Below are 24,346 nucleotides of genomic sequence, written 5' to 3' on the forward strand. Positions count from 1 at the left end.
ACCGCGATGGACCACATCGAAAAAGCCAGCCAGGAAATCTTCCGGGTGTTCATGGCCGAGCACTGGGTGCGCTACTATTTTGCCATGCAAAACGGCGAGGTGGTGTTTCTGGACGTGCCGGACGAAGCCATTGAAGCCGTAAAGGCCCACGACGCGGGCCTGGCCGAGTTCGTGGCCGGGGTCAACGGCCAGAGCATCGACATGGAATCCTCGCGCCGGGCCGTGGGCGAACACGTGTTCCGCACCATGGAAGGCGGCCAGTACCCGCCGGGGCTGGTGGGCAAGGCCTTTGACGGCCCCCAGCTCGGGCTTTTGCTCAAGCTCTTCACGGTCTGGCTGTCCGGCCACGAGGCCATGCTCGACGCGCAGCCCTTGCCCTTGGCCGAATGGGAACGGCTTTTTACCGCCTGGCGGCAAGACCCGGCCGTGGCCCGCTTCGCCGCCAGCCTGGCCCAGGCCGGCAATCCGGCCACCCCGGGCAGCGGCGCGGTGCATTAATTCGGGCACTAAACAGGCCTTTTGGCCCGGAAGATCGACAAGGCGTCGATCTTCCGGGCTTTTTTCATGTCCCGGCTACGGCTTCTTCTTGAGCACCCAGCCCCGGGCCTGCATGCAGGTGGCGAACACGTCCTGGTTGGCGTCGTCCTCGGCCACGTTGGCCACCCAGCGCGTGGCCTGGGCCTCGATGGTGGGATCGGTCTCGAAGCGTTCCCGGCCGTAGGTGGGCGGTATCTGGGAATTGGCCTCGTTGGTGCAAAGGGTGGTGTCCTGGGCCAGTCGCGCCTTGGACTCGGACTGATCGACCAGATTGGGATTGTAGTAGACAGGGCCGCAGCCGCCAAGGCCGAGAGCCAAAAGGGCCAGCAGGGCGGCGCGGATCGCCGGGCGCGGAATCACGGTCATGGAACGTCCTTTGCGGTCGGATTTATGGTCTGGATATTTTGTCGGCAGACAACCTGCAACCTTTTTCCCATGGCGCGCGACATACGGGACGCCGGCGCGTTTTCAGCCTGCACCGGCGCAATGAAGCATCCAGGAGGAACCTGTATGGAAGATCATCTCACCATGGCCATTGAGATCGTCAAAGCCCAGGCCAAGGTCCGCAACATGCATGAAGACGAGATACGGGCCATGGTGTCCAGGCTGTCGGCCACCATACGCGGCATGGACCTGGCGGCGGCGACCGGCCCGGCCATGCCCCTGGACGCCAAACGGGCCATCAAGGAACGCACCATCACCTGTCTGGAATCGGGCAAGCCGTTTAAGATCCTTACCCGCAAGCATCTGGCCAAGTACGGGCTCACCCCGGACGAGTACCGGGCCAAGTGGGGCTACGCCAGGGACATGCCGCTGGTGTGCAAGGCCTTGCAGCGCGAACGCCGCAAGAAGATGCGCGAACTGCGCCTGTGGGAACGCCGGGGCCAGGGCGACAGCGCGGCCTAGAGGGCGGCGCGATCCCGCTCCGTAAGAAATACGAACGTCTTGTCAAAGGGCAGGTTGCCTGCCCTGCCCGCTTCAGGGGGCGGCCAGGCCCTCCCAAAAAATACGAGAGTATTTTTTAAAAACAGCAGGTTGTGCGCCCTGGCCGCCTCAGGCGGCAATCCGTTCCCGTTCGTGGCGCGCGGCCAGGCAGGCGGCCACGGCGGCAGCCGTGCATTCGCCAAGCTCGGGCAGGCTGGTGCGGTCGTTGAAGGCCCCGAGATGGGGGCCGGTGGCGATGGCCACGTCGGCCTCGCCGCGCGTAAGGCCCGCCGCCGCCTCGGGCGACATCCCGCGCCCGATCAAAAAGTCCCGGAACGCCGCGTCGGTCATGGCCGCCTGGTCGTCCACCCGCAGCAGCTCGTCCATGTGGCGGTCCACGCCCATCTCCTCCACCATGCGCCGGGCCAAGGCGGCCGCGTCAAAAGGCGCGCGGCCCGGGGCCGCCCCGGCAAAGCCTTCATGATACCGGGCCGTGGTTTCGGCCACCACCCGGGCCAGCAAGGCTTCGTCGAAGAGATGGCGGGCGTCGGCCGGCGCGCCGCCCGGGCCATGGCCGCGAAGCGCCGGGTCACGCATCCGGAAATAGCTGCCGGCCACGAGATAGAGGCTGATCAGATGGTCGCCCATCTGGCGGTAGAGCCGGGCCGGCCGGGTCCCGACCGAGGCGAAATGCTCGAAGTCGCGCAGGCCCGACAGGCCGAAATTGGGATGCAGGGCGCTGGCCAGCCAGCGGTCCAGCCGGCCCGGCAACCGCCAGTCGTAAAGCCCCCCGTCCTCGCGTCGCCCCTGCTGCACCCGGTTGTGGAAAAGCGGAATGGCCGCCTCGTGGACGATGCCCCGGCCGGCCAGCCAGCCAAGCAGGTACGCTGCCCGGGACATGACCTCGGCAAAGGCCTCGGCAGTCAGCCCCCCCTGCCCGGCCGGGGCGTTGGGGTAGGCGAAATAGTCGGCCCGGGCCAAGTAGGCCAGGCAGCGTCCGTCCGGGTCAAGGCCGGGCAAGGGGCAGGGCGCGTCCGGCACGGCCCACAAGGGCGCGTCGCCGTGAGCAAGCGGCGTCGGCACATGGCAGGGAACCGGAAAGGGTTCCTCGGCCAGGGCGCGCATCCAGGCCGCTTCCCGGGCCAGGCCCAGCGGGGATTCGCCCCGGCGCAGCCGCTTGACCACCAAAAGCGTGCCCGGTTGGCCGGCCGGCAGGATCAGGCTGCGCCCGGCTCGGGCCGCCACGGCGTCGGCCGGAACACCTGCGGCGCGGCCCAAGGCGGCAAAGGACGCCCGCCCCGCCTCGGGTTCGGGCACGGCGACCTCGCGGCCGCCCAGGCCGGCCAGCGGCAGCGCGCCCACGGCCTCGGCCGCAGCCAGCCGGGGCTTGCCGGGCGTGGACAGGGCCTTGTCCAGGGCTTGCCTGGAAGCGGCGGCCAGCTCGGCCGGCCCCTTGGCCAGCACATGCACCAGGGCCTCGGCGGCGTCGCGGTAGAGGATGCGGGCCTGGGTCCGGCGGGCATGGGGATCGGCGACAAGCAGGCGTTCCAGGGCGGTCAGACAGGCCGGACACAGCGCCCCGGGGTCGCGCTCGGCCAGATCGGCCAGACGGCGGGCGGCCAGATAGGCGGCGGTGAAATCGCCGTCCAGGCCGTAGGCGGCAAATCCTGGTCCGGTCAACGAGAGGCTTCCGGCAACAGGCGACTTAGCAGCGCCTGCAAATCGTACTCGTCCAAGGGTTTGGGCAGGAAATCGAAGGGCTTGGCCTCGGCGGCCCGGTTGCGGGTGCCGTCATCGACAAAGGCCGAGACAAACACCACCGGTACGTCGCTGTCCCGGCGCAGGAGCTTGGCGGTCTCGATGCCGTCAAGGTCGCCGTCCAGGCGGATGTCCATGAGCACGAGATCGGGACGCTGGCGACGGAAGGCGTTTATCGCCTCCTGGCCCGAACCCACGGCGGCCAGGACCTTATGGCCCAGCCGCTTGAGCATGGCCCCCGTGGCCATGGCCGTTATCGCCTCGTCTTCGACGATCATCACGCGCGCCGCAATCATGCTCACAGCTCCTTGGGCAACGAAAATAAGCCGTCTACTCTTTTCATGGCCCCGCCCCGGCCCTTTGTCAATGCCGACCAAAGCAAACAGACCGCCGGATTGCGCCGGCGGTCCGCAAAAGCAATGAAGCATTGGGGCGTTAGCAGACATTCTTTTTCCCGTCGCCCCGTTGAGTAGCGGAGACGGGTTTGTGGCTCGATGGCGTCGCTATAGTCGCGACAGGCCTAAGAATTCATGTCGATGAGCGAATTCCAGTCGTCGGCAAACTTTTTAAGTCCCGCGTCGGTGAGCGGATGGCGGATGTCGTACTCGCGCCAGTTCTTGTTCAGGGAGAGGGCTTCGGCCGGAATGGGGGCCAGCCCCTTGGCGTTGTAGCCGTATTTGGGACCGGGGATGGGCTTGCCGGCCTCGGCCCAGGCCAGGAGCACCTTGGCCGGGGCGGTGATGATGTCCGCGCCGTAGGCCAGGGAGCACAGGAAATGGTCCATGGTGCGCACGCTGGCCGAGAGCACCTGCACATGGCCGTCGCTTTGGCCATAAAGCGCCACGATGTTCTTGATCAGGTCCATGCCGTCTTCGCCCCGGTCGTCCAGGCGACCGACAAAGGGCGACAGGAACACGTCACCGCGTCCGGCCCCCCGGGTGGCGGCATAGACGGCGGCGGCCTGGGACTGGCTGAAGACCAGGGTCATGTTGACGCGCCGGCCTTCGCCGGTGAGCACGGCGGCGGCTTCCAGGCCGGCCGTGGTGGTCGGCAGCTTGATGTGGGCGTTGGGAATCCAGGCGTCGAACTCCCGGGCATGGGTCAGCATGTCGGCCACGGTGGTGTCGGCGTCGGCGTAGACCTCGATGGAGATGGACCCCTTGGGCAACAGCGCGGACAGCTCCTGGCACAGGGCCTTATAGAAGTCGTAGATGGCCGTGCTGCTGAATTTGTTGCCGGCGACTTTATGGGCCTCGGCCTCGGGGTTCTTGGCCAGAAGGCTTGGATTGGTGGTCTGGCCGTCGAGAAAACCCAGGGCGGCGATGACCTGCCGGGTTTCCTGGGGATCGGCGCCGTCGAGAAAAATGCGCGTTTTGAGCGTGTCGGGTCGCATAGGGGCCTCGCAGCAGTTTGGTTCGTCTGGCGGCAAAAAAGAGTATAGGCCGCCGGCCCGGGGCCAAAACTTGCCCCGGCACGAGATAATGACGGAAACTAAACACCTTTTGCGAACAAAAGGCAAACAGTCTGTTGACGCGGGGCGCTTGCGGAGGGAAACACGGCAGGAAACAGGAAAGCGGCCTTGCGCCCCGCCCCAAGACGGGACGCTCCAGACGGGCCAAGCCCCTTTTCCTGACAACTCGGCCGCGACACGGCTCCGGGAGGCAGACATGACGAACGCCGACAGCATCGACGCCCGCAAACGGGCGGCGGCCCAGGCCGCCGCGAACCTGGTCGGCCCGGGCATGGCCGTGGGCCTGGGGCACGGCTCCACCGCCGTGGCCGTGGTCCCGTTTCTGGCCGCGCGGGCCGGGCGCGGGGAACTGGCCGGCACGGCCTTCGTGCCGGCGGCGCGCTTCATGGCCGAGGCGCTTCGCGCCGCAGGCCTGCCCGTGGCCGGCCTCGACGATTTTCCCCGGCTGGCCCTGGCCATCGACGGAGCCGACGAGATCGCCCCCAACCTCGACTGCATCAAGGGCGGCGGCGGCGCGCTGTTATACGAAAAGATCGTGGCCCAGGCCGCCGAGCGCTTCGTGCTGGTGGCCGACGACGGCAAGTGTTCGCCGGTCCTTGGGACGCGCCATGCCCTGCCGGTGGAGGTCACGCCCTTTGCCCTGGCCCCCACCGTCGATTTCCTGGCGGCCGTGGGCGGCGCGCCGACGCTTCGCCGTCGCCCCGACGGCGACCCCATGCGCACCCAGCGCGGCAACCTCATCTGCGACTGCGCCTTCGGCCCCTTGGCCGATCCGGCCGGGCTGGCGGCGCTCCTCGATGCCCGGGCCGGCGTGGCCGGGCACGGGCTTTTCGTGGGCCTGGCCCAGACGGCCTTTATCGCCGGCCCGGACGGCGTGCGGGAGCTTTCCCGGCCGGCCGGCTGAACCGGCCCCGGCGACACGAGCGTCGCGGCCTCAAAGGTCCTGGCGATTGACGCCGGGCCTACAAGAAAACCAGGGATTATTCCCAAAAATACGACTGGATATCCAAGGGACGCAGGCTTGGCGGCTTGGCGGCCGGAAGCCCAAAAGGCTCCCGGCCGACGACGGGAAGATGGAAGGACTTAAGCGCCCGCCAGGTAGGTGGCGATGGCGTCGTCGTAGACGCTGGTCTGGCGGAAGGTGGCGGCGGCGGTTTTCTGGCGCAGGGCCAACGGCGCTTTCATGCCGTTTTGGGCCAGGGCGTCCATGACCTCGGGATAGAAGGCCGGATCGGGCACCACCAGGATGGAGGCGAAATTTTTCGCCGAAGCGCGCAGCAGCGTCGGCCCGCCGATGTCGATCTGCTCCACCATCTCCGGCAGGGGCAGTCCCTTTTCCAGGGCCTTGCCGAAGGCGTAGAGATTGACCACCACCATGTCGAAGGCGACGATGCCGTGTTTTTCCAGGGTGGCGACGTGTTCGGGATTGTCCTTGTCGGCCAGGATGCCGCCGTGGACATTGGGGTGCAGGGTTTTGACGCGGCCGTTTAAAATTTCCGGGAACCCCGTCACGTCGCTGACGGAGGTGACGGGCAGGCCGGCTTCGACGAGCATCTTGCGGGTGCCGCCGGTGGAGACGAGTTCGACGCCGGCGGCGGACAGGAACCGGGCCAGTTCGGGCAGGCCGGACTTGTCCGTGACGCTTAAAAGCGCCCGTTTGACAGGCAGAAAATCCATGCTGGACCTCGCTTTTTCAGGCGAGGTGCCACATGGCGGCCAGCTTGGCAAGGGTGCAAGGGGCGCGCGGCGCAAAACGCCCTGCGCGCCTCTCGTGAACACGACCCGAAATGCAGGGCCGGAACGTCCGGCCAGGGCTGGGCGGCCCGGGCCGGACGTCGCGGAGGGGTGTCCACGGACCGGATCGACGCGGCTTGCATCGTCTCCCTGAAGCCAGGCAAAGCCTGGCCAAGGAGCAAATTTTCAGGACAAGGCTGTCCGGCCAAGGCCCGGACCGCTTCGCCGGCTAGGCCGCGATGCGCTTGAGCTCGTCGGCCAGTTCCCGGGCGGCGTCGTTGGCCGGGTCCTGGAGCAGGATCTGGTCGATCTCCGCCCCGGCTTCGCCATGGCGGCCAAGGCTCACCAGACAACCGGCCAGGGTGAAGCGGACCTCGTGCTTGAGCGGGTCCAGGGCCAGATAGTCCTGCAGATAGGGCAGGACGTCGTCCAGGCGGTCGTCGGCATGGGCCAGACGGACCAGGCCGAAAAGGGCCACCAGGTTTTCCGGGTTCTTGGACAGCGCGCCCTTGAAATGGGTAAACGCCTCGGCCGACTGGCCGCGCTCCATCTCAATAAGCGCCATGCCGGACAGGGACCGGTCGTCGGCCTCAATGGAAGACGCCTTGCGGTACAGCGTCATGGCCTCGTCAAGCTTGCCGCGCTGCACGGCGATGGTGGCCAACCCCAGATAGGGGTCGGGGTGCACGCCGTTGCTGGTCATGGCCTTGCCGTAATATTCCTCGGCCTTGTCCAGGTCGCCCATGAACAGATAGCATTCGCCGAGTTCCTTGTTGATTTCGTAGTCGAGTTGCCCACTCATGACATCCCCTCCGTTGGCGGCCCGTCGGGTGCTGGTTTCGGGCCTGGCCGGTTCGCGCCTTGACGGCGCAGGCTGGTGCTCGGTTGTCCCGGCGGCCAGGGCTGCCGGGCGTTTTCTTCACAAGCAATCCTCGTGCCAAGCACTCCGATGCGCCTGCCGGCCGGCTCCACGGGCCTGCGGCAAATGACGCTTTTGGGAAATTCGTCCGGCTTTATTAGAAAGTGAAACGAATAGGCGGCAAAAAATGCCCCTGCGTGGCCCCGGGCCGTTCAGGCTGGAACGCTTTTTGCCCAATAGGCTTGCGAAAACGGGCGGCCAGCCCGGGGACAGCTCTCCCAAGCGGAGGAAAAAGACCATGAAAACCATTTTTTCAAGTAATCTCGGGCTTCTCGGCAAGGTTCTGGACCTGCACCAGGAGCGTCAGAATGTCGTCATGTCCAACCTGGCCAACCAGGACGTGCCCGCCTTCAAGGCCCGCACCCTGGAGTTCGAGCAGGAACTGCAAGCCGCGCTCAATATCGACGGCCGGGGCAAGATGACGCGCACCAGCGGCGGCCACATGCCCACGGTGTTTAATGCCGCCGGCTTCGAGGGCAACCTGGAGATGGGCTGGAAGCCCCGGGTCGTCCAGGGCCTGGACAGCGTGGACATGGATAAGGAAATGGCGGTCATGGCCAAGAATACGCTCATGTACAACGCCCTGACCGACATCACCAAGAAGAGTTTCGAAGGCCTGCAAAAGGTCATCATGGACGGAGGCAAGTAATATGGACCTCTTCACCGCAATGGACATCGGTTCGTCGGGCATGTCGGCCCAGCGGACCACCATGAACACCATCTCCATGAACCTGGCCAACATCAAGACCACCCGGACGGTCAACGGCGGCGGCCCTTACGTGCGCAAGTCCGTCATGCTCGAATCGACCCCGGTGGACAGCCCGTTTTCCAAGGCCATGCAGTCGGCCCAGGACCGCGACCTGGCCGGCGTCAAGGTCACAAGCCTGGTCAACGACAACCGCCCGTTCCGCATGCAGTACGAGCCCGGCCACCCCGACGCCAACGCCGACGGCTACGTAGCCTACCCCGACATCAACGTGGTCGAGGAAATGGCCAACATGATCACGGCCATGCGCAGCTACGAAGCCTCCAGCTCGTCCATCGGCACCGTCAAGAACATGTTCAACAAGGCCCTGGAAATCGGCCGCTAACGGAGACGCGTCATGGCCATCCCTTCCCTCGCCCTCGCCGCCTACCAGAACGCCCTGTCCCAGTCCGGGGCCATCGAAGCCAAGGTGTCGCGCTCCCTGGCCAAGCCGGCCGCCCCGGCCGAAGGGTTCGGCCAGATGCTCACCGACTCCGTCAAGCGCGTCAACGACATGCAAAACGGCAAGGACGCCATGGTCCAGTCCTTTGCCTCGGGCCAGACCCAAAACGTCCACGAACTCATGATCAATCTGCAAAAGGCCAGCTCCGCCATGCAGATGACCACGGCCGTGCGCGGCAAGGTCATCGAGGCCTACCGCGAACTCGTCAAGATCCAGTTCTAGCCCGCGCGACCGTAAACGAAGACCGCCAGGAGACCCGCCATGCCCGACTTCCTCAAGCAAAACTTCGAGAAGCTCATCCAGTACTGGTCCAACCGTTCCGCCGCCCAGCGCATCATGCTGGCCGGACTGGCCGCTTCCCTGGTCGCCGCCTTCGTGGTCATGCTGTTTATTCTCAACCAGCCCGACATGCGCGTGCTCTACACCAACATGCCCCAGGAAGACGCCTCCCGGGTGGTGGAGCTCCTCAAGGCCTCCAAGACCCCCTACGAGCTGCGCGACAACGGGGGCACCGTGCTGGTGCCGGCCGAGGCCGTCTACGAGCAGCGCCTCAAGGTGGCCGGCGAAGGCGTCATGCGCGGCCAGGGCATCGGCTTCGAACTGTTTGACGAACTCAAGGTCGGCCAGACCGACTTCGTCCAGCGCATCAACTACACCCGGGCGCTGCAAGGCGAACTGGCCCGCACCATTTCCGAATTCCCCCAGATCGAAAAGGCCCGGGTCCACCTGGTGCTGCCCCACAAGAGCCTTTTTATCGAGGAACAAAAGAAGGCCACCGCCTCGGTGGTGCTGACCCTGCGCAAGGGCCAAAAACTTGACGCCAAGCAGCTCCAGGGCATCGTCAACCTCGTGGCCATGTCCGTGGAAGGCCTCACCCCCGACCACATCACCGTCACCGACACCACCGGCCAGTCCCTGTACCAGCCGCGCGGCGAAGGCGGCCTCGACGGCCTGACCACCACCCAGTTCGAATACAAGAACACCTTCGAATCCAACCTCGAAAACCGCCTCGAACAGATCCTCACCCCCATCCTCGGCCCGGGCCGCTCCCTGGCCAAGGTCAACGCGGAACTCGATTTCAGCCAGCGCACCATCCGCAAGGAACTCTACGACCCCAACGCCACCGTGGTGCGCAGCGAACAGAAAAACGAGGAATCCACTTCCGGCACGGCGGCCGTGGACGCCTCGGGCGTCACCACCACCCCGCGCGGCGGCGGACAGGCCGTGCCCAACACCAATTTCCGGGGCGAAGGCTATTCCGGCACCGAGTCCACCCAGAAGTCCAGCCGGGAAAACAAGACCACCAACTACGAAATCAACAAGGAAGAGCAAAACGTCGTCACCCCCGTTGGCGACTTGAAGCGCCAGTCCATAGCGGTTATCGTGGACGGGACCTACGAGAAGGTCGAGGGGACCAAGAACTGGAAGTTCGTGCCCCGCTCGGCCGAGGAACTGGAACGCATCAAGCAGATCGTGGCCCGGGCCGCCGGTCTGGACCCGGCCCGCGGCGACGAGATCCAGGTGTCGAGCTTTGAGTTCGGCGCGCCGGACGGATCGGCCGAGCCGAGCCTGGTGCAGACCATGCTGGAATACGCCCAGCGGCTGGGCAAGCCCTTCATCAACGGCCTGCTCATCTTCCTGTTCCTTATCCTGGTCGTGCGGCCGGTGGTGCTGGCGCTCATTCGTCCGCGGGTCACCGAAGAGGAGATCGAAACCTTGGAAAGACTGCCCGAAGGCGAAGCCCGGCTGGCCCTGGCCGAGGCTGTGGAAAGCGAAGAGGCGGCGGCCATGCTGGAACCCGGCCGCCAGTTCGAGCTGGCCAAGCACCTGGCCTTGCAACTGTTCGAAGAAAACATGGAGCAGTCCATTTCGCTGCTCAAGACCTGGCTTAAGCAGGAGGCCTAATCCCCCATGCCCGCCATGATGTCCGGTCCGCAAAAGACCGCCGTTCTCTGTCTGGCCCTGGGCGAAAAGTTCGCCGGGGAGGTGTTCAAACGCCTGGATCGGCGCGAAATCGCCGCCATCTCCAAGGCCATGCTGGACATCGAAACCGTGCCCAAGGAACAGGTCGAGGAAGTGGTCCACGAGTTCAACGACGCCCTCCAGACCGGACGCGACATGGTCACGGGCGGCGCGGACCAGGTGCGCCGGCTGTTGTCCAAGACCCTGGACTCGGACACGGCCAAGTACATCATGGAAACCCTCGAACTCGATACCGGCCCGACCCCGTTCCAGGAACTGGGCAACGTCTCGCCGCGCATCCTGGCCCAGATCCTGCGCAACGAGCATCCCCAGACCCTGGCCCTGATCCTTGGCCACCTGCACCCCGAGCAGGCCGCCGAGCTGCTGCAAAACCTGCCCTCGGGCGTGCGCGCCGAGGTGCTCATGCGCCTGTCCAAGCTCGAAGCCGTGGCCGAGGACATGCTCATGGAAGTGGACAAGGTGCTGCAAAACCAGCTCATCGCCATGGGCGGCAAGGAAGGCAAGAAGGTCGGCGGCATCACCGCCGTGGCCGAAATCCTCAATGCCGTGGACCGGGCCACCGAAGAGGAAGTCCTCTCCGAGATCGAGGAAGAATCCGCCCAGACGGCCGAGGACATCCGCAACCTCATGTTCGTCTTCGAGGACATCAAGGCCCTGGACGACCGGGCCATCCGCGAACTGCTCAAGGAAGTCTCCAACGAGGAGCTCACCCAGGCCTTAAAGGGCGCTTCCGAGGAACTGCGCGACAAGTTCTTCCGCAACCTGTCCGAACGCGCCGCCAACATGATCCAGGAAGACCTGGAAATCATGGGCCCCATCCGACTGGCCGAGGTCGAAGGCGCCCAGCAAAACGTGGTCAAGACCGTGCGGCGCCTGGAAGCCGAGGGCAAGATCGCCATAGGCCGCGGAGGCGGCGATGTCTTTGTCTGATGAAGAGGCGACCGGCGTCCTGACTGGCCGGGTCATCCTCGGGGCGGGTTTGGCCGGCCCGGGCGAGACCACCGTGGCCGAGCTGGAAGCCCACCGCTCCCCCGAGGAACTCGAAAAGGTCGAGCTCCGGTTCTGGGAACGCCTGCGGGCCAAGGCCACGGCCAAGGCCCAGACCATCCTCGCCGAGGCCATGGCCGAGGCCGAGCGCCTGCGCGAGACGGCCCGCCAGGAAGGCTACGCCGCCGGCCACGCCGAAGGCCGGGCCGACGCCGACGCGGCCGCCGCCGAAGCCGCCGCCGCCGCCGCTGCGGAACACGAAGCGACCCTGGACCACCTGGGCGCGTCCTTCGGGGCCATGGCCGAGGCCCTGACCGGCGAGCGCGTCCGGTTGTGGGATCTCCAGCGCGACGAATTTCTGACGCTGCTGCGTCTGGCCGTGGAGCGCACCGTCAACGTGGCCATCGACGCCCGGCGCGAGGAAATTCTCGCGGCGCTGCTGCACGAAGCCCTGGAAGCCATCGACGCCAAGGCCGAACCCACCCTCACCGTCCACCCCGAGGACGAGGCCCTGCTGCGCGAGCTGCTCACCCGGGCCAAGGCCGAACGCCCGGCCCTGGACCGGGTGTCCGTGCGCGTCAACCCCGCCCTTGTTCCCGGCAGCCTCTATCTCGAATATCCCGAAGGCCTGGTGGACAACACCATCGCCAGCCGGTTCGCCGAAGTCGAAGCGATTTTCGCCCATCTGGCCGCTGCCCCGGCCCCGGGCGAGGCCGGCGACGCGGCCCCCGACGCCGCCCCTGGCGACGTGAGGCCGGGAGCGCCCGGGGACGATCATGCCCACGGTTGACGCGGCCGGGGCCATTTCGCTGCTGTCGGCCATGCAGCCCATGAAGACCTACGGCAAGGTCTCCAAGGTGGTGGGGCTTATCGCCGAGGGACGCGGCATCCGCGCGCCGGTGGGGTCGGTGTGCCACATGCTGCCCCAGGGCGAAGCCCCGGGCACGGAAGTGCCGGCCGAGGTGGTGGGCTTTCGCGACGGGGCCTGTCTGTTCATGCCCTACGGCGACCTGCGCGGCATTGCGCCCGGAACCCTTATCCGCAACACCAGCACGCCGCCGCTGTTTCCGGTGGGCCGGCGCTACCTCGGCCGGGTGGTGGACGCCTTCGGCAATCCCATCGACAACGGCGAGCCCGTCGTGCCGCGCCGCTTCAATCCCATCTTCGCCCCGGCCCCCTCGCCCATGGACCGGCCGCGCATCTGCGACCCCATGGACGTGGGCGTGCGGGCCATAAACGGCTGCCTGACCCTGGGCAAGGGCCAGCGCGTGGGCATCATGGCCGGTTCGGGCGTGGGCAAATCCACGCTCATGGGCATGATCGCCCGCAACACCGTGGCCGACGTCAACGTCATTGGGCTGGTGGGCGAACGCGGCCGCGAGCTGCGGGAATTTATTGAAAAGGACCTCGGCCCCGAGGGCATGGCCCGGTCGGTGGTGGTGGTCGCCACCTCGGACCAGAGTCCGCTGATCCGTATGCGCGCCGCCTACGCCGCCACGGCCATGGCCGAATTTTTCCGCGACGAAGGCAACGACGTCATCCTCATGATGGACTCCGTCACCCGCTTCGCCATGGCCGGGCGCGAGGTCGGCCTGGCCGCCGGCGAACCGCCGACCACGCGCGGCTACACGCCCTCGGTCTTCGCCCAGCTGCCCAAGCTGCTGGAGCGGGCCGGAAAAAACGGCCTGGGCAGCATCACCGGCATCTACACCGTGCTGGTCGATGGCGACGACTTCAACGAACCCATCGCCGACTGCGTGCGCTCCATCCTTGACGGCCACATCGTCCTGACCCGCGATCTGGCCGACCAGGGCCATTTCCCGGCCATCGACGTCTTGAAAAGCATCAGCCGCCTGCGCTCCGACGTGACGCCCAAGGACGCCCTTGCCGCCTCGCGCGAGCTCATCCGCTTGCTCGCCACCTACCGGCGGGTGGAAGACATGGTCAACATCGGGGCCTACGCCCGGGGGGCCAACCCGGAAATCGACCGGGCCATCGACATGATCGGCCCCATCAACACCTTTCTGCGCCAGGACGTGGCCGAACGGCAAAGCCTGGAAGAGTGCTTCCAGGCCGTTATCGCCCTCATCGGCAAGAAGTAATTTCGGCTTCCGCCGCCCGCCGTCCTTGCCTGCCGCCCGCCCCCGGGCTACATCTTCCTGCCCCGACGCCTTTTTTCCTCACCGGCCTGGATGCGGCCGAAACCGGCGCGGCCGTGGCCAACGACGGCCGGCTGCGCGCCAAGCGTTCGGGAACGCGCCTCAACCACCAACCGGACCACTGCCATGAACCCCGCCTGCAAGGACATCACCTCGTTTCTCGTCATGGACATCCTCGAACGCGCCCAGGCCATCGAGGCGGCCGGCAACCGCGTCATCCACCTGGAGATCGGCGAACCGGACTTTGACATCCCCGAGTGCGTCAAGGACGCGGCGCAAAAGGCCGTGGCCGAGGGCCGCACCCACTATACACATAGTCTGGGCATCCGCGAGCTGCGCGAGGCCCTGTGCGCCCTTTACGCCGACGAATACGGCGTGAAGATCAGTCCGGAGCGGATTCTGGTCGCCGGCGGCACCTCGCCGGCCATGCTGCTGGCCTTCGGCGTCCTGGCCCGGCCGGGCAAGCACATGCTGCTCACCGATCCGGCCTATGCCTGCTACCCCAATTTCCTGCGCTTCACCGGACTGACGCCGCGTTATGTGGCCGTGGACGAAGAAGACGGCTTCCAGTGGACGCCCCAGCGTATCTGGGAGTCGGTGAGCGAAGACACCGCCGCCATCCTGCTCAATTCCCCGGCCAACCCCACCGGCACGCTGCTGTCCGACGACGCCGTGGAGGCAGCCTGCGCCTGCGGCGCGCCGGTGGTGTCCGACGAAATCTACCACGGCCTGACCTACGCCGGCCCGGCCCGCAGCGCCCTGCAATTTTCCGACGACGCCCTGGTGTTAAACGGCTTTTCCAAACGTTTCGCCATGACCGGGCTGCGTCTGGGCTATCTCATCGCGCCGGCCTCGCTCATGCCGCTTTTGCAAAAGCTTCAGCAAAACCTGTTCATCTGCGCCTCGTCCGTGGCCCAATGGGCCGGGCTGGCCGCGCTGTCCCCGGACGGGCTGGCCGCGGCCGAGGCCATGCGCCAGACTTACGACGCCCGGCGCAAGGTCCTTTTGGCCGGCCTGTCGCGCCTGGGACTCTCGCCGCGCGTGGAACCCACCGGCGCGTTTTACGTGTTCGTGCGGGCCGACCACCTGCACCCCAACTCCCTGGCCCTGGCCTACGACATCTTGGAAAAAGCCCACGTGGGCGTCACCCCGGGCATCGACTTCGGCCCGGGCGGCGAGGGACATCTGCGGTTTTCCTACGCCAACTCCCTGGAGAACATCGAGGAAGGCCTGGCCCGGCTGGAGCGGTACATCGCCGACCATTGCCGGTAGAACACCTCCGGCGCGGCCATGAAAAAACCGGCTCATGGGCCGGTTTTTTTCGTTTTGCCGCAGGAGGCCTGCCCCTACTTGGCCAGGGCCCGCTCCATGGCCGCCGTCAGCTCGGCCGGCTCGAAAGGCTTGGTCACGTACTCGTCCATGCCTGCCTCCAGGCCCTTTTGGCGGTCGCCCTCCATGGCGTAGGCCGTCAGCGCCACCACCGGCATGGTCGGGGGCACGCCCTCCACCTGGCCCGAACGGATGCGCCGGGTGGCCTCCAGGCCGTTTAAACGCGGCATCTGAATGTCCATGAGCACCAGATCGTACGCGCCGCGCTCCAGCATGGCCAGGGCCTCGCGGCCGTCGGCCGCCGCGTCCACGGCATGGCCGAGCTTTTGGAGCGCGCGCACCGTGAAAATACGGTTGACCGGCTCGTCCTCGGCCAAAAGGATGCGCAGGCCACCGCCGGGCTGCGCCGGCTTCTCGCTCTCCAGACCGCGACGCGCCGGCCGAGTCCGACGCGGCTTTTGCGCCGGGAGCGGCAGGCCGCATTCCAGGGTGACCGTAAACGTGCTGCCCCGGCCTAGCTCAGACACAAACGTCACGTCGCCGCCCATCATCCGGGCCAGCCGGCGGGCGATGGCCAGCCCCAGGCCCGCGCCGCTGTACTTCTTGGTCAGGTAATCCTCGCCGATGCCGAAAGGCTCGAAGATGGACCGCTCCCGGCCCGGCTCAATACCGATGCCGGTATCTTCCACCACCAGACGCAGCCGCGCGCGCCCCTCCGGCGAGGCAAAGCCCTCCGCCCCCGGGCCGGCGGCCTCGCCCCCCGGCGCGACGCGCACCGTCACGTGGCCCCGGCGGGTGTACTTGAAGGCGTTGCCCACCAGATTGATGAGAATCTGCTTGATGCGGTTGGCGTCGCCGATGATCCGCTCGGGCAGGCCCGGGTCGAAAAAGTAGGAAAATTCAAACGAACGCGGCAGGCTCTGGGCCATGAAATTGCGCAAAAGGGGCGTGAGTTCGGCGGCCAGCTCGAACTCGCGGGGGGCCAGGCGCAGCCGGCCAGCCTCCACATTGGAGAGATCGAGCAGCTCGCCGACGATGTTGGTCAGCGTGGCCGCCGACTGGCGGATGACGCTCAGATACTCCCGGGTCTCCTCGTCGCCGCCCTTGTCGAGCAGGAGCTGGGCAATGCCGAGGATGCCGTTTAGGGGCGTGCGCAGTTCGTGGCTGATGTTGGCCAGAAACTGGGTCTTGGCCCGGCTGGCCGCCTCGGCCGCTCGCTTGGAGGCCAGCAGTTCCTCGGCCAGACGCTTTTGGTCGGTGATGTCGTCAAAAGCCCAGACCACGCCCTCGGCCGCGTTGCCCGGGCTGATCTGCCGGGCGGCGGTGCGAAGGATCAGGCGCGTACCGTCGGGGCGCAGGAATTGGTGCTCGCCGACATGCAGGCCGTGCTGGCGCATGTCGTCATAGGCCTGGCGCACGAAGGCCTGATAGGCCTCGGGAGCATCGAACAGCGCCTCGGCCGTGCGGCCGATGAGTTGCTCGCCCGGACAGCCCAGCAGCTCCGCGCCCCGGGCGTTGACCTTGACGAACCGGTTGTCCCGGGCCAGGACCATGCCGACCAGGGCGTTTTCGAAGATGGTCTCCATCTCGCGAAGGGCCTGGGCCAGGGTCGGGCGAGGTGCCTGCGCCGCTACGGCTTGGCTGGCCACCTCATCCGGGTTCCGGGACGAGGACTGATTCGCGCAGGAACTCTCCAGAGGACTCCCGTCCTCCTGTTGGCCGCCTGCCGCTGCATCCGGCGCGCGTGTTTCGTCTCCGGCCATTTAACCCTCGCCGTTCCAACGCTTCGATGCGAACGGGTTGTCGTACCGCCGAGCCTACTCCCAAGGGCGGCCCATCGCAACACGGGCCTTAAAAAAACGGCTACGACCGGTCACGCCGCCGGCAGAACTGGTCGCACAAATCGATGGCCCGATCCAGGATGCCGGCGCAGCCGTTGGTCAGATTGGCCACGTACAAGTCGTCGCCGGTCTTGCGGCACATGGTCAGACAGGCCGACAACGCCGTCGGCGGCTGGCTGAGTTCCTGCTTGAACCGGTTGCAGATGGGATCGGAAAGACAGGCATTGGGCCCGGGCAAGGCCGAACAGTATTCGAAATAGTCCGTCACCGTCATCACCGGCGGCTTGTCGCCGCCAAGCCCGCCGCCCTGCCCGGCGCAGCCCGCCAGAAGCATCAACAACACCGCCGCCCAAAAACTCGTCCGCACCGCCATGGCCGCTCCAATCGTTAAGGGTTGCAGCGTAACACTCTGCCCAACAGCCGGCTTCGTGTAAAGCGATTTGCCAACCGACACAACTATTCGCCAATACTAAATAAAAGATTTATGACATAGACTGACTGGTACGTGTCCGCCTTCCATGGTCTTTCTGGAACCAAGGATGGTGCAACATGAACACGCATTCGGCCCTGCCGGCCATGCCGGCCGACCTGCGAAACGCGGTCCTGTCCCACTACACCACTTTCAGCGAAGACGGCACATTGTGCTACGTCGCGGACAAGGTGCATCGCAATTGCCCGGACTGCGGCACCGTTTTTACCGGCTCGGCCAGCCGTCTGGCCTTTGGCGGCGGTCCGGCCTGCCCGTTTTGCCGGGGCCTGGCCTCAAAGCCCTTGCCCGAGGCGGGCTGGGCATGAACGCCGCGTCCCCCGCCGCCTCGCGCAAGCTCTGGGCCGCCGGCCTGGCCATCGCCGCCGTGGCCCTTAGCCGCAAGTACAGCCTGGGGCTGACCCCGGACGAGATCCAGGCCATCACCGACATTGCGCTCACGGCCATCGGCTCCCAGGCCGGCATCGATCTGGCCGAAAAAGCCCTGCCGCTTCTGGCCAAACCCCAAACGCCCACGGAGCCCCGGCCATGAATCCCGACGCCCTCGTGCTGCCGGCCTGGAGTTCGCTGCTTGTCGGCATGGCCCTGTTCTTCGCCCGCAAATGGATCAGCGACGTGGCCCGGGCCATCGACAAGCTCGAAGAACGGATGCGGGCCTACGAAAAGGCCCAGATCGACTGCCGCCTGGAACTGGCCAAGGGCTACCCCACCCGCGAGGAGACCCTGCGCCTGGCCGAACGCCTCGACAACCACGCCACCCGCCTCGTCATCCTCGAAGAGCGCGACCTGGCCGCCTAACCACCACAAGGAGCCGCACCATGTCCCTCGACAAACTCCTGGCCCTCAATCCCCACCTCACCCTGGCCGATATCCTCGCCCTGTGGCACTGGTCCGGCCCCTCGCGCCGGCTGCACTAGGCAAGAGGGAAGAGGGAAGACGAAGAGCGGGCTCTGCCCGCGCCCGCCGGGGGACTTAGTCCCCCGGACCCCCAAACCGGGTTTTGGGCAAGGGCCAACACACTCATCATGCTGTTTGCCTTTCCCGGGCGAACCGGGGCGTTGGAATTTCCGGGCCGTCGAGCACCCGGCGGTAGCCGGGCGCATCGACGGTCCGGGAATTCCAACGCCCCACGCGGCGCAGCCGCCAGCGCCTTGGCGCACGCCGCCAGGCGGTCTTCCCGCCCAACCGCCCGCCGCAACACGCCCTTCCCCGACCGTGCCCATTCGGGGTTCCCCAAGGGGGTCACCCCCTTGGGCCGCCGGAGGCCTCTTCTCTTCTGTCCACCGATCTCGCTGTCCGCCTGCCAACCATGCCGCCTTGCGCCAAGGAGCCGTCGCCATGTCCGACAAAGCCGCGCCCCCTACCACCTCACCTTCGCCTTCCGCCTCCCCTTCCACCTCTCCTGCCCCGTCCATCTCCCCTGCCGCTACCCCCGCTGCCGCCGAACAGACGTTGACGGACCAGCAGCGGCGGTTTGTGGAGGAGTATCTGGTGGACTGCAACGCCACCTTGGCGGCCGGTCGGGCGGGCTACAGCGCGCGCAGCGCCAGGCAGGCCGGGGCGCGGCTGCGGGCGTTGCCCCATGTGCGGCGGGCGCTGGAGGCGGCCATGGCGGCGCGCAGCGACCGGCTGGGGGTGAGCCAGGACCGGGTGGTGTTGGAGTTGGCGCGGTTGGCGTTTGCCGACATGCGGGATTTTGCCAGTTGGGGGGACGGCTGCGTGCGGCTGCGGCCGTCGGAGGAGCTGACCGAGGATCAGGCGGCCTGCGTGTCGGAGATCGTGGAGACGCCGGGCAAGGGGGTGCGGGTGAAGCTTTTCGGCAAGCAGCCGGCCCTGGCCGCCTTGGCGCGGCATTTGGGGTTGCGCGAGGGCGGCGGCAAGGGGGCCGGGCGCGGCGACGCCGGGCCGGACGCGGCGTCCGGGGAGGGGGCGCGGCCGCTGACGGTGGTCACCTGGGTTCCGTTTCCGGACGCGCCGCCGCCGGAGGAGCCGGAGGACGGCCCGGGGGAGTAGGCGGGAGGGGCTACGGTCAGAGCAACATGAAAACGCCCCGTCGCAAGGGGAGCGGAGGACACGACATGGGCAACAGCGATTACGGTACTCCGGAGCAGAGGCTTCGCTGGGAGCAGATGGAAGCGGAAACAACGTTGGAAATCGCGAGTTTCTACGCCATACAAAACAAGCTCACGCAAATTGCCAATGGAACATATTTTCAAGCGCCCGAGACTAAACAAAGCTCAACTTTCCGAGCGCCAATTATTTCTATTCCACAAAGCCCTCCTGGCACAGCCATTGACATGAACATCCGACAAGCACAAGAAAGCCTTAATCCTTTTTGGTTTATAGAAATGGTTCGACCTAGAGGCCCATGGGATTTCAAGACACAAACACTTAATTATGAAGGCTTTGGGAATTTTAACTATGGCGCAACGGCTCTCGCCTTTGGAATTCCAGAAAAAGTAGCGTTACGCGCAGCTGGCATTGTCCATGTGTTTACAAACAAAAGCAAAAAAATGTTCGAAAATGGAGAAATCATCAATGGTATTTCAGAATTCAAAGTGTCATTCCAAGGCCCTCCGTATGGTGATTCGCAAAAAGACCAGGACATGATTAAAAACGGGTTCAGATACTATAAAGAAGTATACCTAAATAGGTTTGGGGACGGCACCCACGAGCAAAAAGATTTTCTTCTCAATATGTATAAAAAAGTAATTGTAGACAAACACCCGGCCCTTGGATTTTATGCTCGACATCTCATCGAGCAGATAGACCCATAGCTCATACCAAGAACAAGATTCTATCGCCATTCATAGGACCATTTTTCGTCGAGTGACAGAACACCACTTGCTCGTTTGCCTTTAACTTCTTCTAGAACTACTCCATCAGAACGATACAAAAGATATTCCCGAGAATCAGGAAAAACACGATTTGTATAAAACAGCGCTTCAGCCCTACCTGGTTCGCACCACACGCAAGAAAATCCGTTATCAACAGCCAGATATTGCAACCCTTTAGGCAACTTGAAGCACGCATTTCCGGGATATCCTTCCGGCACGATCCGCTTGTCGCAGACCGCCTGCACGAATGTTTCCCGATCCTTGCGAAACCACTGGTGGTACGTCCGAAAATTAACCGCAGTCGGACTTATCAGGCTGACGACCTGATACATGAGCAGCACCGCGAGCAGCGGATACACGCTCTGGAAGCGGGGAAGCCGAAAATAGCGTATGGCGACGAAGCAGGCATACGCTTCCGCAAGGAAGCTGATGAGCATAAACGGGAGGGGAACGACGTCGTAAAAAACCCCAGGCAGGAAGGCAAAAACCGTAAATTCAAAATAGTATAGAGGGATTTTCGCGAGTTCCAACCCCACGACAACCCACAACACGCGGCGGCAATGCCGGATGGCCCGGGCTTTTTTCTCGGCTTCGGTCAGCGGCGCAGGCGGCGTCCTGGGGGGCGGCGGGTCTTTCGCCGTCAAACGTCGCGCCAGCCAGACGCCAAGCTCCAACATGCCGCTTCTCCCCTTGCCGTGTCGTCATGGCCGCGCCGTAAGGCGTTGTTTCGACGGCGGCTTACGGGAACCATATATCGAAGGGATGATCCGCGCCAGCGTCGATCATGCGGAAAGTTCGCCCACCCCCAGCACAAAACAGGGCTGCCCGTTTAACCTGAGAGACGAAATGGCTCCAAAGGCCCGCCCTGCGAAATGAATGGCGCTCACATGGACACGTAAAACCACCCCTGCCCCAGGCGCTCGACCAGGATGGGCTTCTCGAATGCGTCGTCATCGGGATACGTGCCGTCAGAACTGTGCACCAAGCCTTCCCAGTAGCCCAGAAAGCCGTGGCGCGTGGCAAATACGGCCGTATTCCGGTTCCAGTCGCACTTCAGGTAAGCGCCGTTCCCGACAACAGACAGATGCCGAAGTTCGCGCGGCAAGACGTAATCATGCCTTGTCTCCTGCGGCGGCAAGGAAAGGCGCTTGTCGCAAAAGGCTTGGACGACCGCCTCGCGCTCCTCACGAAACCAATTGTGATAGGCATGGAGATTCGTTTCATCGGGACGAGCGCCGCCAAAAGGGTGATGCGCCAGCAACAGGACCAGGAGCGGGTACGCGCCTTGCAGTCTTGGCAGCCGAATACAGCGAACCGCGAGGTAAAGCGCATAGAGAAACGTCGCGACCAGCACAATCGTGAACAGCGGCGGCGTCCAACCGGCCAAGGACTCCGGAAGAAAGGCCAAAACGGTAAACTCGTAATAGCGAAGCGGGATTTCCGCCAGACAAAGCGCCAGGACGAACAGCAACACGCGGCGGCAATGCCGGATGGCCCAGGCCTTTTTCTCGGCTTCGGTCAGCGGCGCAGGCGGCGGCCCCCGGCGGACGCCGGGCAGGCGGGTGAGCCAAAGCGGCAGTTTCGCCATGTCCAGGGTTCCTCCTTACGCAGCACGGAGTGCCGCCCAGGGCAGACTCACCCAGGGCACTGACAACGATCCTCTATTGGAACCCATGCGTTTGCAAGTTCCGGCGGGACCAACCAGCCGCCAGCGCCCCGCAAGCCCTCACACTCCTGACGGCGACCGCCAGGACAAATAATACTTCTCCTTGTCCCCGGAATGCCCCACGCCGACCGCGCCGAGTTCGCAGTCGTCGGCTTCCCGCGGGCCGGGCGTGGCCTGACGGGCAGACGGTCGCGCGGCCTGGCGGCAGCGGCCGGACAGCGCTTCGAAGGCCGCGTCGGGGATGGCCGCGTCCGGACTGCCGGCGTGCAGCGCCAGCGACGCCACGGCGCAATCGGCCACGGCCGTGGGCGGCGGCGCGGCGTGGCGACGCAGCAACCGGGCATAGCCCGTAGCGGCCGGCTGGGACAACGACGGCACGGCGTATACGGCCAGCGCCAGAAGCGCCAGGGCGAACAGGGCGATAGCCAGACGACGTTTGCGCGGCAAGACCAGCATGGCGGACTCCTCCGAACGCGAATGGCGCGTCCGCCACGAGCCAAGCCTGAATCATGCCAAAAATAATTCCAATCATTACGGCTTTGCCGCGACCCCAGGCGGCATGAGGAAACCGGCATTGCGGACAATTGACGGCATTTCGGCACTTCCCTCCGGCGCGGTGGCCATCGACTACCGGCCCCAGCCGCTCCAGGCCCGGCTCCATGCCTGCCCGGCCAACGAGATTCTTTTTGGCGGCGCGGCCGGCCCGGGCAAAAGCCATGCCCTGCGCTTCGAGGCGCTTCTCGCCTGCCTGCGCCTGCCAGGCCTTCGGGCCTACCTCTTCCGGCGCACCATGGCCGAACTGGAGCGCAACCACATCCTGCCGGCCCTGGCCCAGTTTCCCCGGCAGCTCGGCACGTTTCGGGCGGCCAAGCAGCGCTTCGAATTCGTCAACGGCTCCATGCTCCTTTTTTGCAGCTGCCAGCGCGAGAGCGATGTGTTTCGCTACCAGGGCGTGGAGATCCATCTGCTGTGCATCGACGAACTGACGAGCTTCACCGAACTCCAGTACGACTATCTGCGTAGCCGGCTGCGCTGCGCCCTCGACGTGCCGCCGCAGCTTCGCCACAAGATCCCAGGCATTGTCTGCGCCTCCAACCCCGGCGGCGTGGGCCACGGCTTCGCCAAGGCCCGGTTCGTCGATTTCGCGCCGCCGGGCGTGTGCCGCCGCGCCCCGGCGGCCGAGGGCGGGATGCTGCGCTGCCACATCCCGGGCCGGCTTAGCGACAACGCCATCCTCATGGCCCGCGACCCGGGCTACGCCGCCCGCCTCGACGCCTTGCCCGAACCCTACCGCACCGCCTACCGCGACGGCGACTGGGACGTGTTTATGGGCCAGGCCTTTGCCTTCCAGCGCCGGCTCCACGTGATCCCGCCGCGCCCTGTCCCGGGCGACGCGCCGCTTTTCATGACCTTCGACTGGGGCTACGGCGCGCCGTTTTCCGTGGGCTGGTGGTGGGTGGACGCCGACGGGCGGCTTTACCGCCTGGGTGAATGGTACGGTTCAAACGGCGCGGCCAATCAGGGCCTGCGGCTGACCGATCCGCAGATCGCCGCCGGCATCCTGGAGCGCGAGCAGGCCCTTGGCCTTAGCGGCCGGCGGATCACCCGGCTTTGCGGCCCGGACTGTTTCGCCAAAAAGCCCGACTACAGGGGCGGCGGCCAGGGGCCGAGCACGGCCGAGGTGTTCGCCGGGGCGGGCGTTCACCTCTCGCCGGGCGACCCCTCGCGTAAAAACAAGATCCGGCAGTTCCACGAACGCCTGCGCCCCCGGGACGACGGGCCGCCCATGCTGCAGGTCTACGACACCTGCCGCGATTTCATCCGCACCATCCCGCTGCTCACCGCCGACCGGCGCAACGTCGAGGACATCGACACCACCGGTGAGGACCACATCTACGACGAGTCCTGCCACGCCTGCATGGCCCGGCCCCTGGCCACCAGTCTGGACGAGGCCGGCAAGCGTCCGGCGGCCCGGCTCATCGACGCGGTGCTGGCCCCGCCCCCAAACGACGAGGAGGTTCCATGAGCGATTCCGTCATGTTGTTGGTGGCCTTTGATGCGGCTCTGCATCTGGCCGGGGCGGCGGGATTTGTGCTGCTCGGCTGGCGGCTTGGCCGGGAGAGCGCCGGCCGGCCCATGTTCGACTATCCGACCTGGCCGAGCTGGCCGACCCGGCCGGCCCGCCCGGAGGCCGACGCGCCCCTGGAAGAGGCCGATCCCTGGTCCGCGTCGTCCATCACCGCCACGCCCCTGGATCGCCGGCCGGCCATAGTGGATATTTTCGAGACACTCACGTCCCGGCGGCCGTTCAATGCCGATCAGGAAACGCCATGAACCAGGATAACACATTGAATTATCATTCTTTCACGTCGAACAACCCTGCATAAAAACTATACGCCCCAAGGCCTGGACGGCTGCCGCCTGGACACATTGCATACAACCGCCGAGGCCTGCCCTTCCTCGCCGGATATCGATAATATACTGATTTTATGGACACAACAGCGCT

29 protein-coding genes are annotated in these 24,346 nt (G+C 65.6%); 18 read left to right on the top strand and 11 right to left on the bottom strand.

Features of this window, described 5'->3' with window-relative positions; all coding sequences use genetic code 11:
* The first annotated feature begins 6 nt into the window (after window positions 1–6).
* Window positions 7–498, top strand: coding sequence for a hypothetical protein (locus C3Y92_RS19605; protein ID WP_129355508.1), 492 nt, complete (start codon window positions 7–9; stop codon window positions 496–498).
* A 75-nt stretch (window positions 499–573) separates the two neighbouring features.
* Here C3Y92_RS19605 and C3Y92_RS19610 read toward each other — a convergent pair whose 3' ends face one another.
* Entirely contained in the window at window positions 574–903 is a 330-nt protein-coding gene (locus tag C3Y92_RS19610; protein ID WP_129355510.1) for a hypothetical protein, read from the bottom strand.
* 144 nt (window positions 904–1,047) lie between these two features.
* On the opposite strand from C3Y92_RS19610, the gene C3Y92_RS19615 reads away from it, so the two are divergent.
* On the top strand, window positions 1,048–1,443 hold the full coding sequence (locus tag C3Y92_RS19615; protein ID WP_129355512.1) for a MucR family transcriptional regulator: 396 nt from the start codon (window positions 1,048–1,050) through the stop codon (window positions 1,441–1,443).
* Between the two features lie 147 nt (window positions 1,444–1,590).
* Here C3Y92_RS19615 and C3Y92_RS19620 read toward each other — a convergent pair whose 3' ends face one another.
* The 3 genes from C3Y92_RS19620 to C3Y92_RS19630 all read right to left on the bottom strand — a co-directional run bounded on the left by C3Y92_RS19620 (window position 1,591) and on the right by C3Y92_RS19630 (window position 4,612).
* Window positions 1,591–3,141 carry a SidJ-related pseudokinase gene (locus tag C3Y92_RS19620; protein WP_129355514.1) on the bottom strand — a complete coding sequence of 517 codons (1,551 nt, stop codon included), beginning with the start codon at window positions 3,139–3,141 and terminating at the stop codon, window positions 1,591–1,593.
* Window positions 3,138–3,515 (bottom strand): response regulator, encoded by a 378-nt coding sequence (locus C3Y92_RS19625; protein ID WP_129355516.1) that lies wholly within the window; start codon window positions 3,513–3,515, stop codon window positions 3,138–3,140. The genes C3Y92_RS19620 and C3Y92_RS19625 overlap by 4 nt, the downstream gene beginning before the upstream one ends.
* 224 nt (window positions 3,516–3,739) lie before the next feature.
* Window positions 3,740–4,612 carry a transaldolase family protein gene (locus C3Y92_RS19630; protein WP_129355518.1) on the bottom strand — a complete coding sequence of 291 codons (873 nt, stop codon included), beginning with the start codon at window positions 4,610–4,612 and terminating at the stop codon, window positions 3,740–3,742.
* Window positions 4,613–4,886: 274 nt separating this feature from the next.
* Between C3Y92_RS19630 and rpiA the strand changes: the two genes are divergently transcribed.
* On the top strand, window positions 4,887–5,594 hold the full coding sequence (rpiA, locus tag C3Y92_RS19635) for a ribose-5-phosphate isomerase RpiA (protein ID WP_129355520.1): 708 nt from the start codon (window positions 4,887–4,889) through the stop codon (window positions 5,592–5,594).
* A gap of 179 nt (window positions 5,595–5,773) precedes the next feature.
* Here rpiA and C3Y92_RS19640 read toward each other — a convergent pair whose 3' ends face one another.
* Window positions 5,774–6,367, bottom strand: coding sequence for an IMP cyclohydrolase (locus C3Y92_RS19640; RefSeq protein WP_129355522.1), 594 nt, complete (start codon window positions 6,365–6,367; stop codon window positions 5,774–5,776).
* 286 nt (window positions 6,368–6,653) lie between these two features.
* A complete protein-coding gene (locus C3Y92_RS19645; protein WP_129355524.1) occupies window positions 6,654–7,226 on the bottom strand; it encodes a tetratricopeptide repeat protein in 573 nt (190 codons plus the stop codon).
* Between the two features lie 355 nt (window positions 7,227–7,581).
* Here C3Y92_RS19645 and flgB point away from each other — a divergent pair, with 355 nt between their 5' ends.
* The 8 genes from flgB to C3Y92_RS19685 all read left to right on the top strand — a co-directional run bounded on the left by flgB (window position 7,582) and on the right by C3Y92_RS19685 (window position 14,952).
* On the top strand, window positions 7,582–7,992 hold the full coding sequence (flgB, locus tag C3Y92_RS19650) for a flagellar basal body rod protein FlgB (protein ID WP_129355526.1): 411 nt from the start codon (window positions 7,582–7,584) through the stop codon (window positions 7,990–7,992).
* 1 nt (window position 7,993) lies between these two features.
* Window positions 7,994–8,434: a flagellar basal body rod protein FlgC gene (gene flgC / locus C3Y92_RS19655; RefSeq protein WP_006919149.1), complete on the top strand. Its 441-nt coding sequence runs from the start codon at window positions 7,994–7,996 to the stop codon at window positions 8,432–8,434.
* A 12-nt stretch (window positions 8,435–8,446) separates the two neighbouring features.
* Window positions 8,447–8,773 (top strand): flagellar hook-basal body complex protein FliE, encoded by a 327-nt coding sequence (gene fliE / locus C3Y92_RS19660; RefSeq protein WP_129355528.1) that lies wholly within the window; start codon window positions 8,447–8,449, stop codon window positions 8,771–8,773.
* Window positions 8,774–8,812: 39 nt separating this feature from the next.
* The gene (gene fliF, locus C3Y92_RS19665; RefSeq protein WP_129355530.1) at window positions 8,813–10,456 is read left to right on the top strand and encodes a flagellar basal-body MS-ring/collar protein FliF; all 1,644 of its coding nucleotides are present in this window, start codon (window positions 8,813–8,815) and stop codon (window positions 10,454–10,456) included.
* Between the two features lie 6 nt (window positions 10,457–10,462).
* The gene (fliG, locus tag C3Y92_RS19670) at window positions 10,463–11,464 is read left to right on the top strand and encodes a flagellar motor switch protein FliG (protein ID WP_015863112.1); all 1,002 of its coding nucleotides are present in this window, start codon (window positions 10,463–10,465) and stop codon (window positions 11,462–11,464) included.
* Window positions 11,451–12,311, top strand: a complete 861-nt coding sequence (locus C3Y92_RS19675; RefSeq protein ID WP_129355532.1) for a FliH/SctL family protein — start codon at window positions 11,451–11,453, stop codon at window positions 12,309–12,311. The genes fliG and C3Y92_RS19675 overlap by 14 nt, the downstream gene beginning before the upstream one ends.
* Entirely contained in the window at window positions 12,298–13,623 is a 1,326-nt protein-coding gene (locus C3Y92_RS19680; RefSeq protein ID WP_129355534.1) for a FliI/YscN family ATPase, read from the top strand. The genes C3Y92_RS19675 and C3Y92_RS19680 overlap by 14 nt, the downstream gene beginning before the upstream one ends.
* A 183-nt stretch (window positions 13,624–13,806) precedes the next feature.
* Complete coding sequence (locus tag C3Y92_RS19685; RefSeq protein WP_129355536.1) at window positions 13,807–14,952, top strand: pyridoxal phosphate-dependent aminotransferase; 1,146 nt, start codon at window positions 13,807–13,809, stop codon at window positions 14,950–14,952.
* Window positions 14,953–15,026: 74 nt separating this feature from the next.
* Here the strand turns inward: C3Y92_RS19685 and C3Y92_RS19690 are convergent, their stop codons facing one another.
* A complete protein-coding gene (locus C3Y92_RS19690) occupies window positions 15,027–16,658 on the bottom strand; it encodes a response regulator (protein ID WP_235669548.1) in 1,632 nt (543 codons plus the stop codon).
* Between the two features lie 214 nt (window positions 16,659–16,872).
* Window positions 16,873–17,223, bottom strand: coding sequence for a hypothetical protein (locus tag C3Y92_RS19695; protein WP_129355539.1), 351 nt, complete (start codon window positions 17,221–17,223; stop codon window positions 16,873–16,875).
* A gap of 176 nt (window positions 17,224–17,399) precedes the next feature.
* Between C3Y92_RS19695 and C3Y92_RS19700 the strand changes: the two genes are divergently transcribed.
* From C3Y92_RS19700 to C3Y92_RS19720, 5 genes are all read left to right on the top strand, one after another.
* Window positions 17,400–17,645, top strand: a complete 246-nt coding sequence (locus C3Y92_RS19700; protein ID WP_015863118.1) for a hypothetical protein — start codon at window positions 17,400–17,402, stop codon at window positions 17,643–17,645.
* Window positions 17,642–17,869, top strand: a complete 228-nt coding sequence (locus tag C3Y92_RS19705) for a hypothetical protein (RefSeq protein ID WP_129355541.1) — start codon at window positions 17,642–17,644, stop codon at window positions 17,867–17,869. The genes C3Y92_RS19700 and C3Y92_RS19705 overlap by 4 nt, the downstream gene beginning before the upstream one ends.
* Window positions 17,866–18,135 (top strand): hypothetical protein, encoded by a 270-nt coding sequence (locus C3Y92_RS19710; protein WP_129355543.1) that lies wholly within the window; start codon window positions 17,866–17,868, stop codon window positions 18,133–18,135. The genes C3Y92_RS19705 and C3Y92_RS19710 overlap by 4 nt, the downstream gene beginning before the upstream one ends.
* Window positions 18,136–18,675: 540 nt before the next feature.
* Window positions 18,676–19,350 (top strand): terminase small subunit, encoded by a 675-nt coding sequence (locus tag C3Y92_RS19715; RefSeq protein ID WP_235669549.1) that lies wholly within the window; start codon window positions 18,676–18,678, stop codon window positions 19,348–19,350.
* 65 nt (window positions 19,351–19,415) lie between these two features.
* Window positions 19,416–20,114 carry a polymorphic toxin type 44 domain-containing protein gene (locus tag C3Y92_RS19720; RefSeq protein ID WP_165352146.1) on the top strand — a complete coding sequence of 233 codons (699 nt, stop codon included), beginning with the start codon at window positions 19,416–19,418 and terminating at the stop codon, window positions 20,112–20,114.
* A gap of 20 nt (window positions 20,115–20,134) precedes the next feature.
* Here the strand turns inward: C3Y92_RS19720 and C3Y92_RS19725 are convergent, their stop codons facing one another.
* From C3Y92_RS19725 to C3Y92_RS19735, 3 genes are all read right to left on the bottom strand, one after another.
* A complete protein-coding gene (locus C3Y92_RS19725) occupies window positions 20,135–20,851 on the bottom strand; it encodes a hypothetical protein (RefSeq protein ID WP_129355547.1) in 717 nt (238 codons plus the stop codon).
* Window positions 20,852–21,057: 206 nt separating this feature from the next.
* Window positions 21,058–21,762, bottom strand: coding sequence for a hypothetical protein (locus C3Y92_RS19730; RefSeq protein WP_129355550.1), 705 nt, complete (start codon window positions 21,760–21,762; stop codon window positions 21,058–21,060).
* 138 nt (window positions 21,763–21,900) lie between these two features.
* Window positions 21,901–22,296, bottom strand: coding sequence for a hypothetical protein (locus C3Y92_RS19735; protein ID WP_129355552.1), 396 nt, complete (start codon window positions 22,294–22,296; stop codon window positions 21,901–21,903).
* Between the two features lie 118 nt (window positions 22,297–22,414).
* Between C3Y92_RS19735 and C3Y92_RS19740 the strand changes: the two genes are divergently transcribed.
* Window positions 22,415–23,866: a terminase family protein gene (locus C3Y92_RS19740; protein ID WP_235669550.1), complete on the top strand. Its 1,452-nt coding sequence runs from the start codon at window positions 22,415–22,417 to the stop codon at window positions 23,864–23,866.
* Window positions 23,863–24,174 carry a hypothetical protein gene (locus C3Y92_RS19745; protein WP_129355554.1) on the top strand — a complete coding sequence of 104 codons (312 nt, stop codon included), beginning with the start codon at window positions 23,863–23,865 and terminating at the stop codon, window positions 24,172–24,174. Before C3Y92_RS19740 ends, C3Y92_RS19745 begins: the two co-directional genes overlap by 4 nt.
* The last annotated feature ends 172 nt before the right edge of the window (window positions 24,175–24,346 follow it).

Source organism: Solidesulfovibrio carbinolicus, assembly GCF_004135975.1.
Taxonomy (GTDB): domain Bacteria; phylum Desulfobacterota; class Desulfovibrionia; order Desulfovibrionales; family Desulfovibrionaceae; genus Solidesulfovibrio; species Solidesulfovibrio carbinolicus.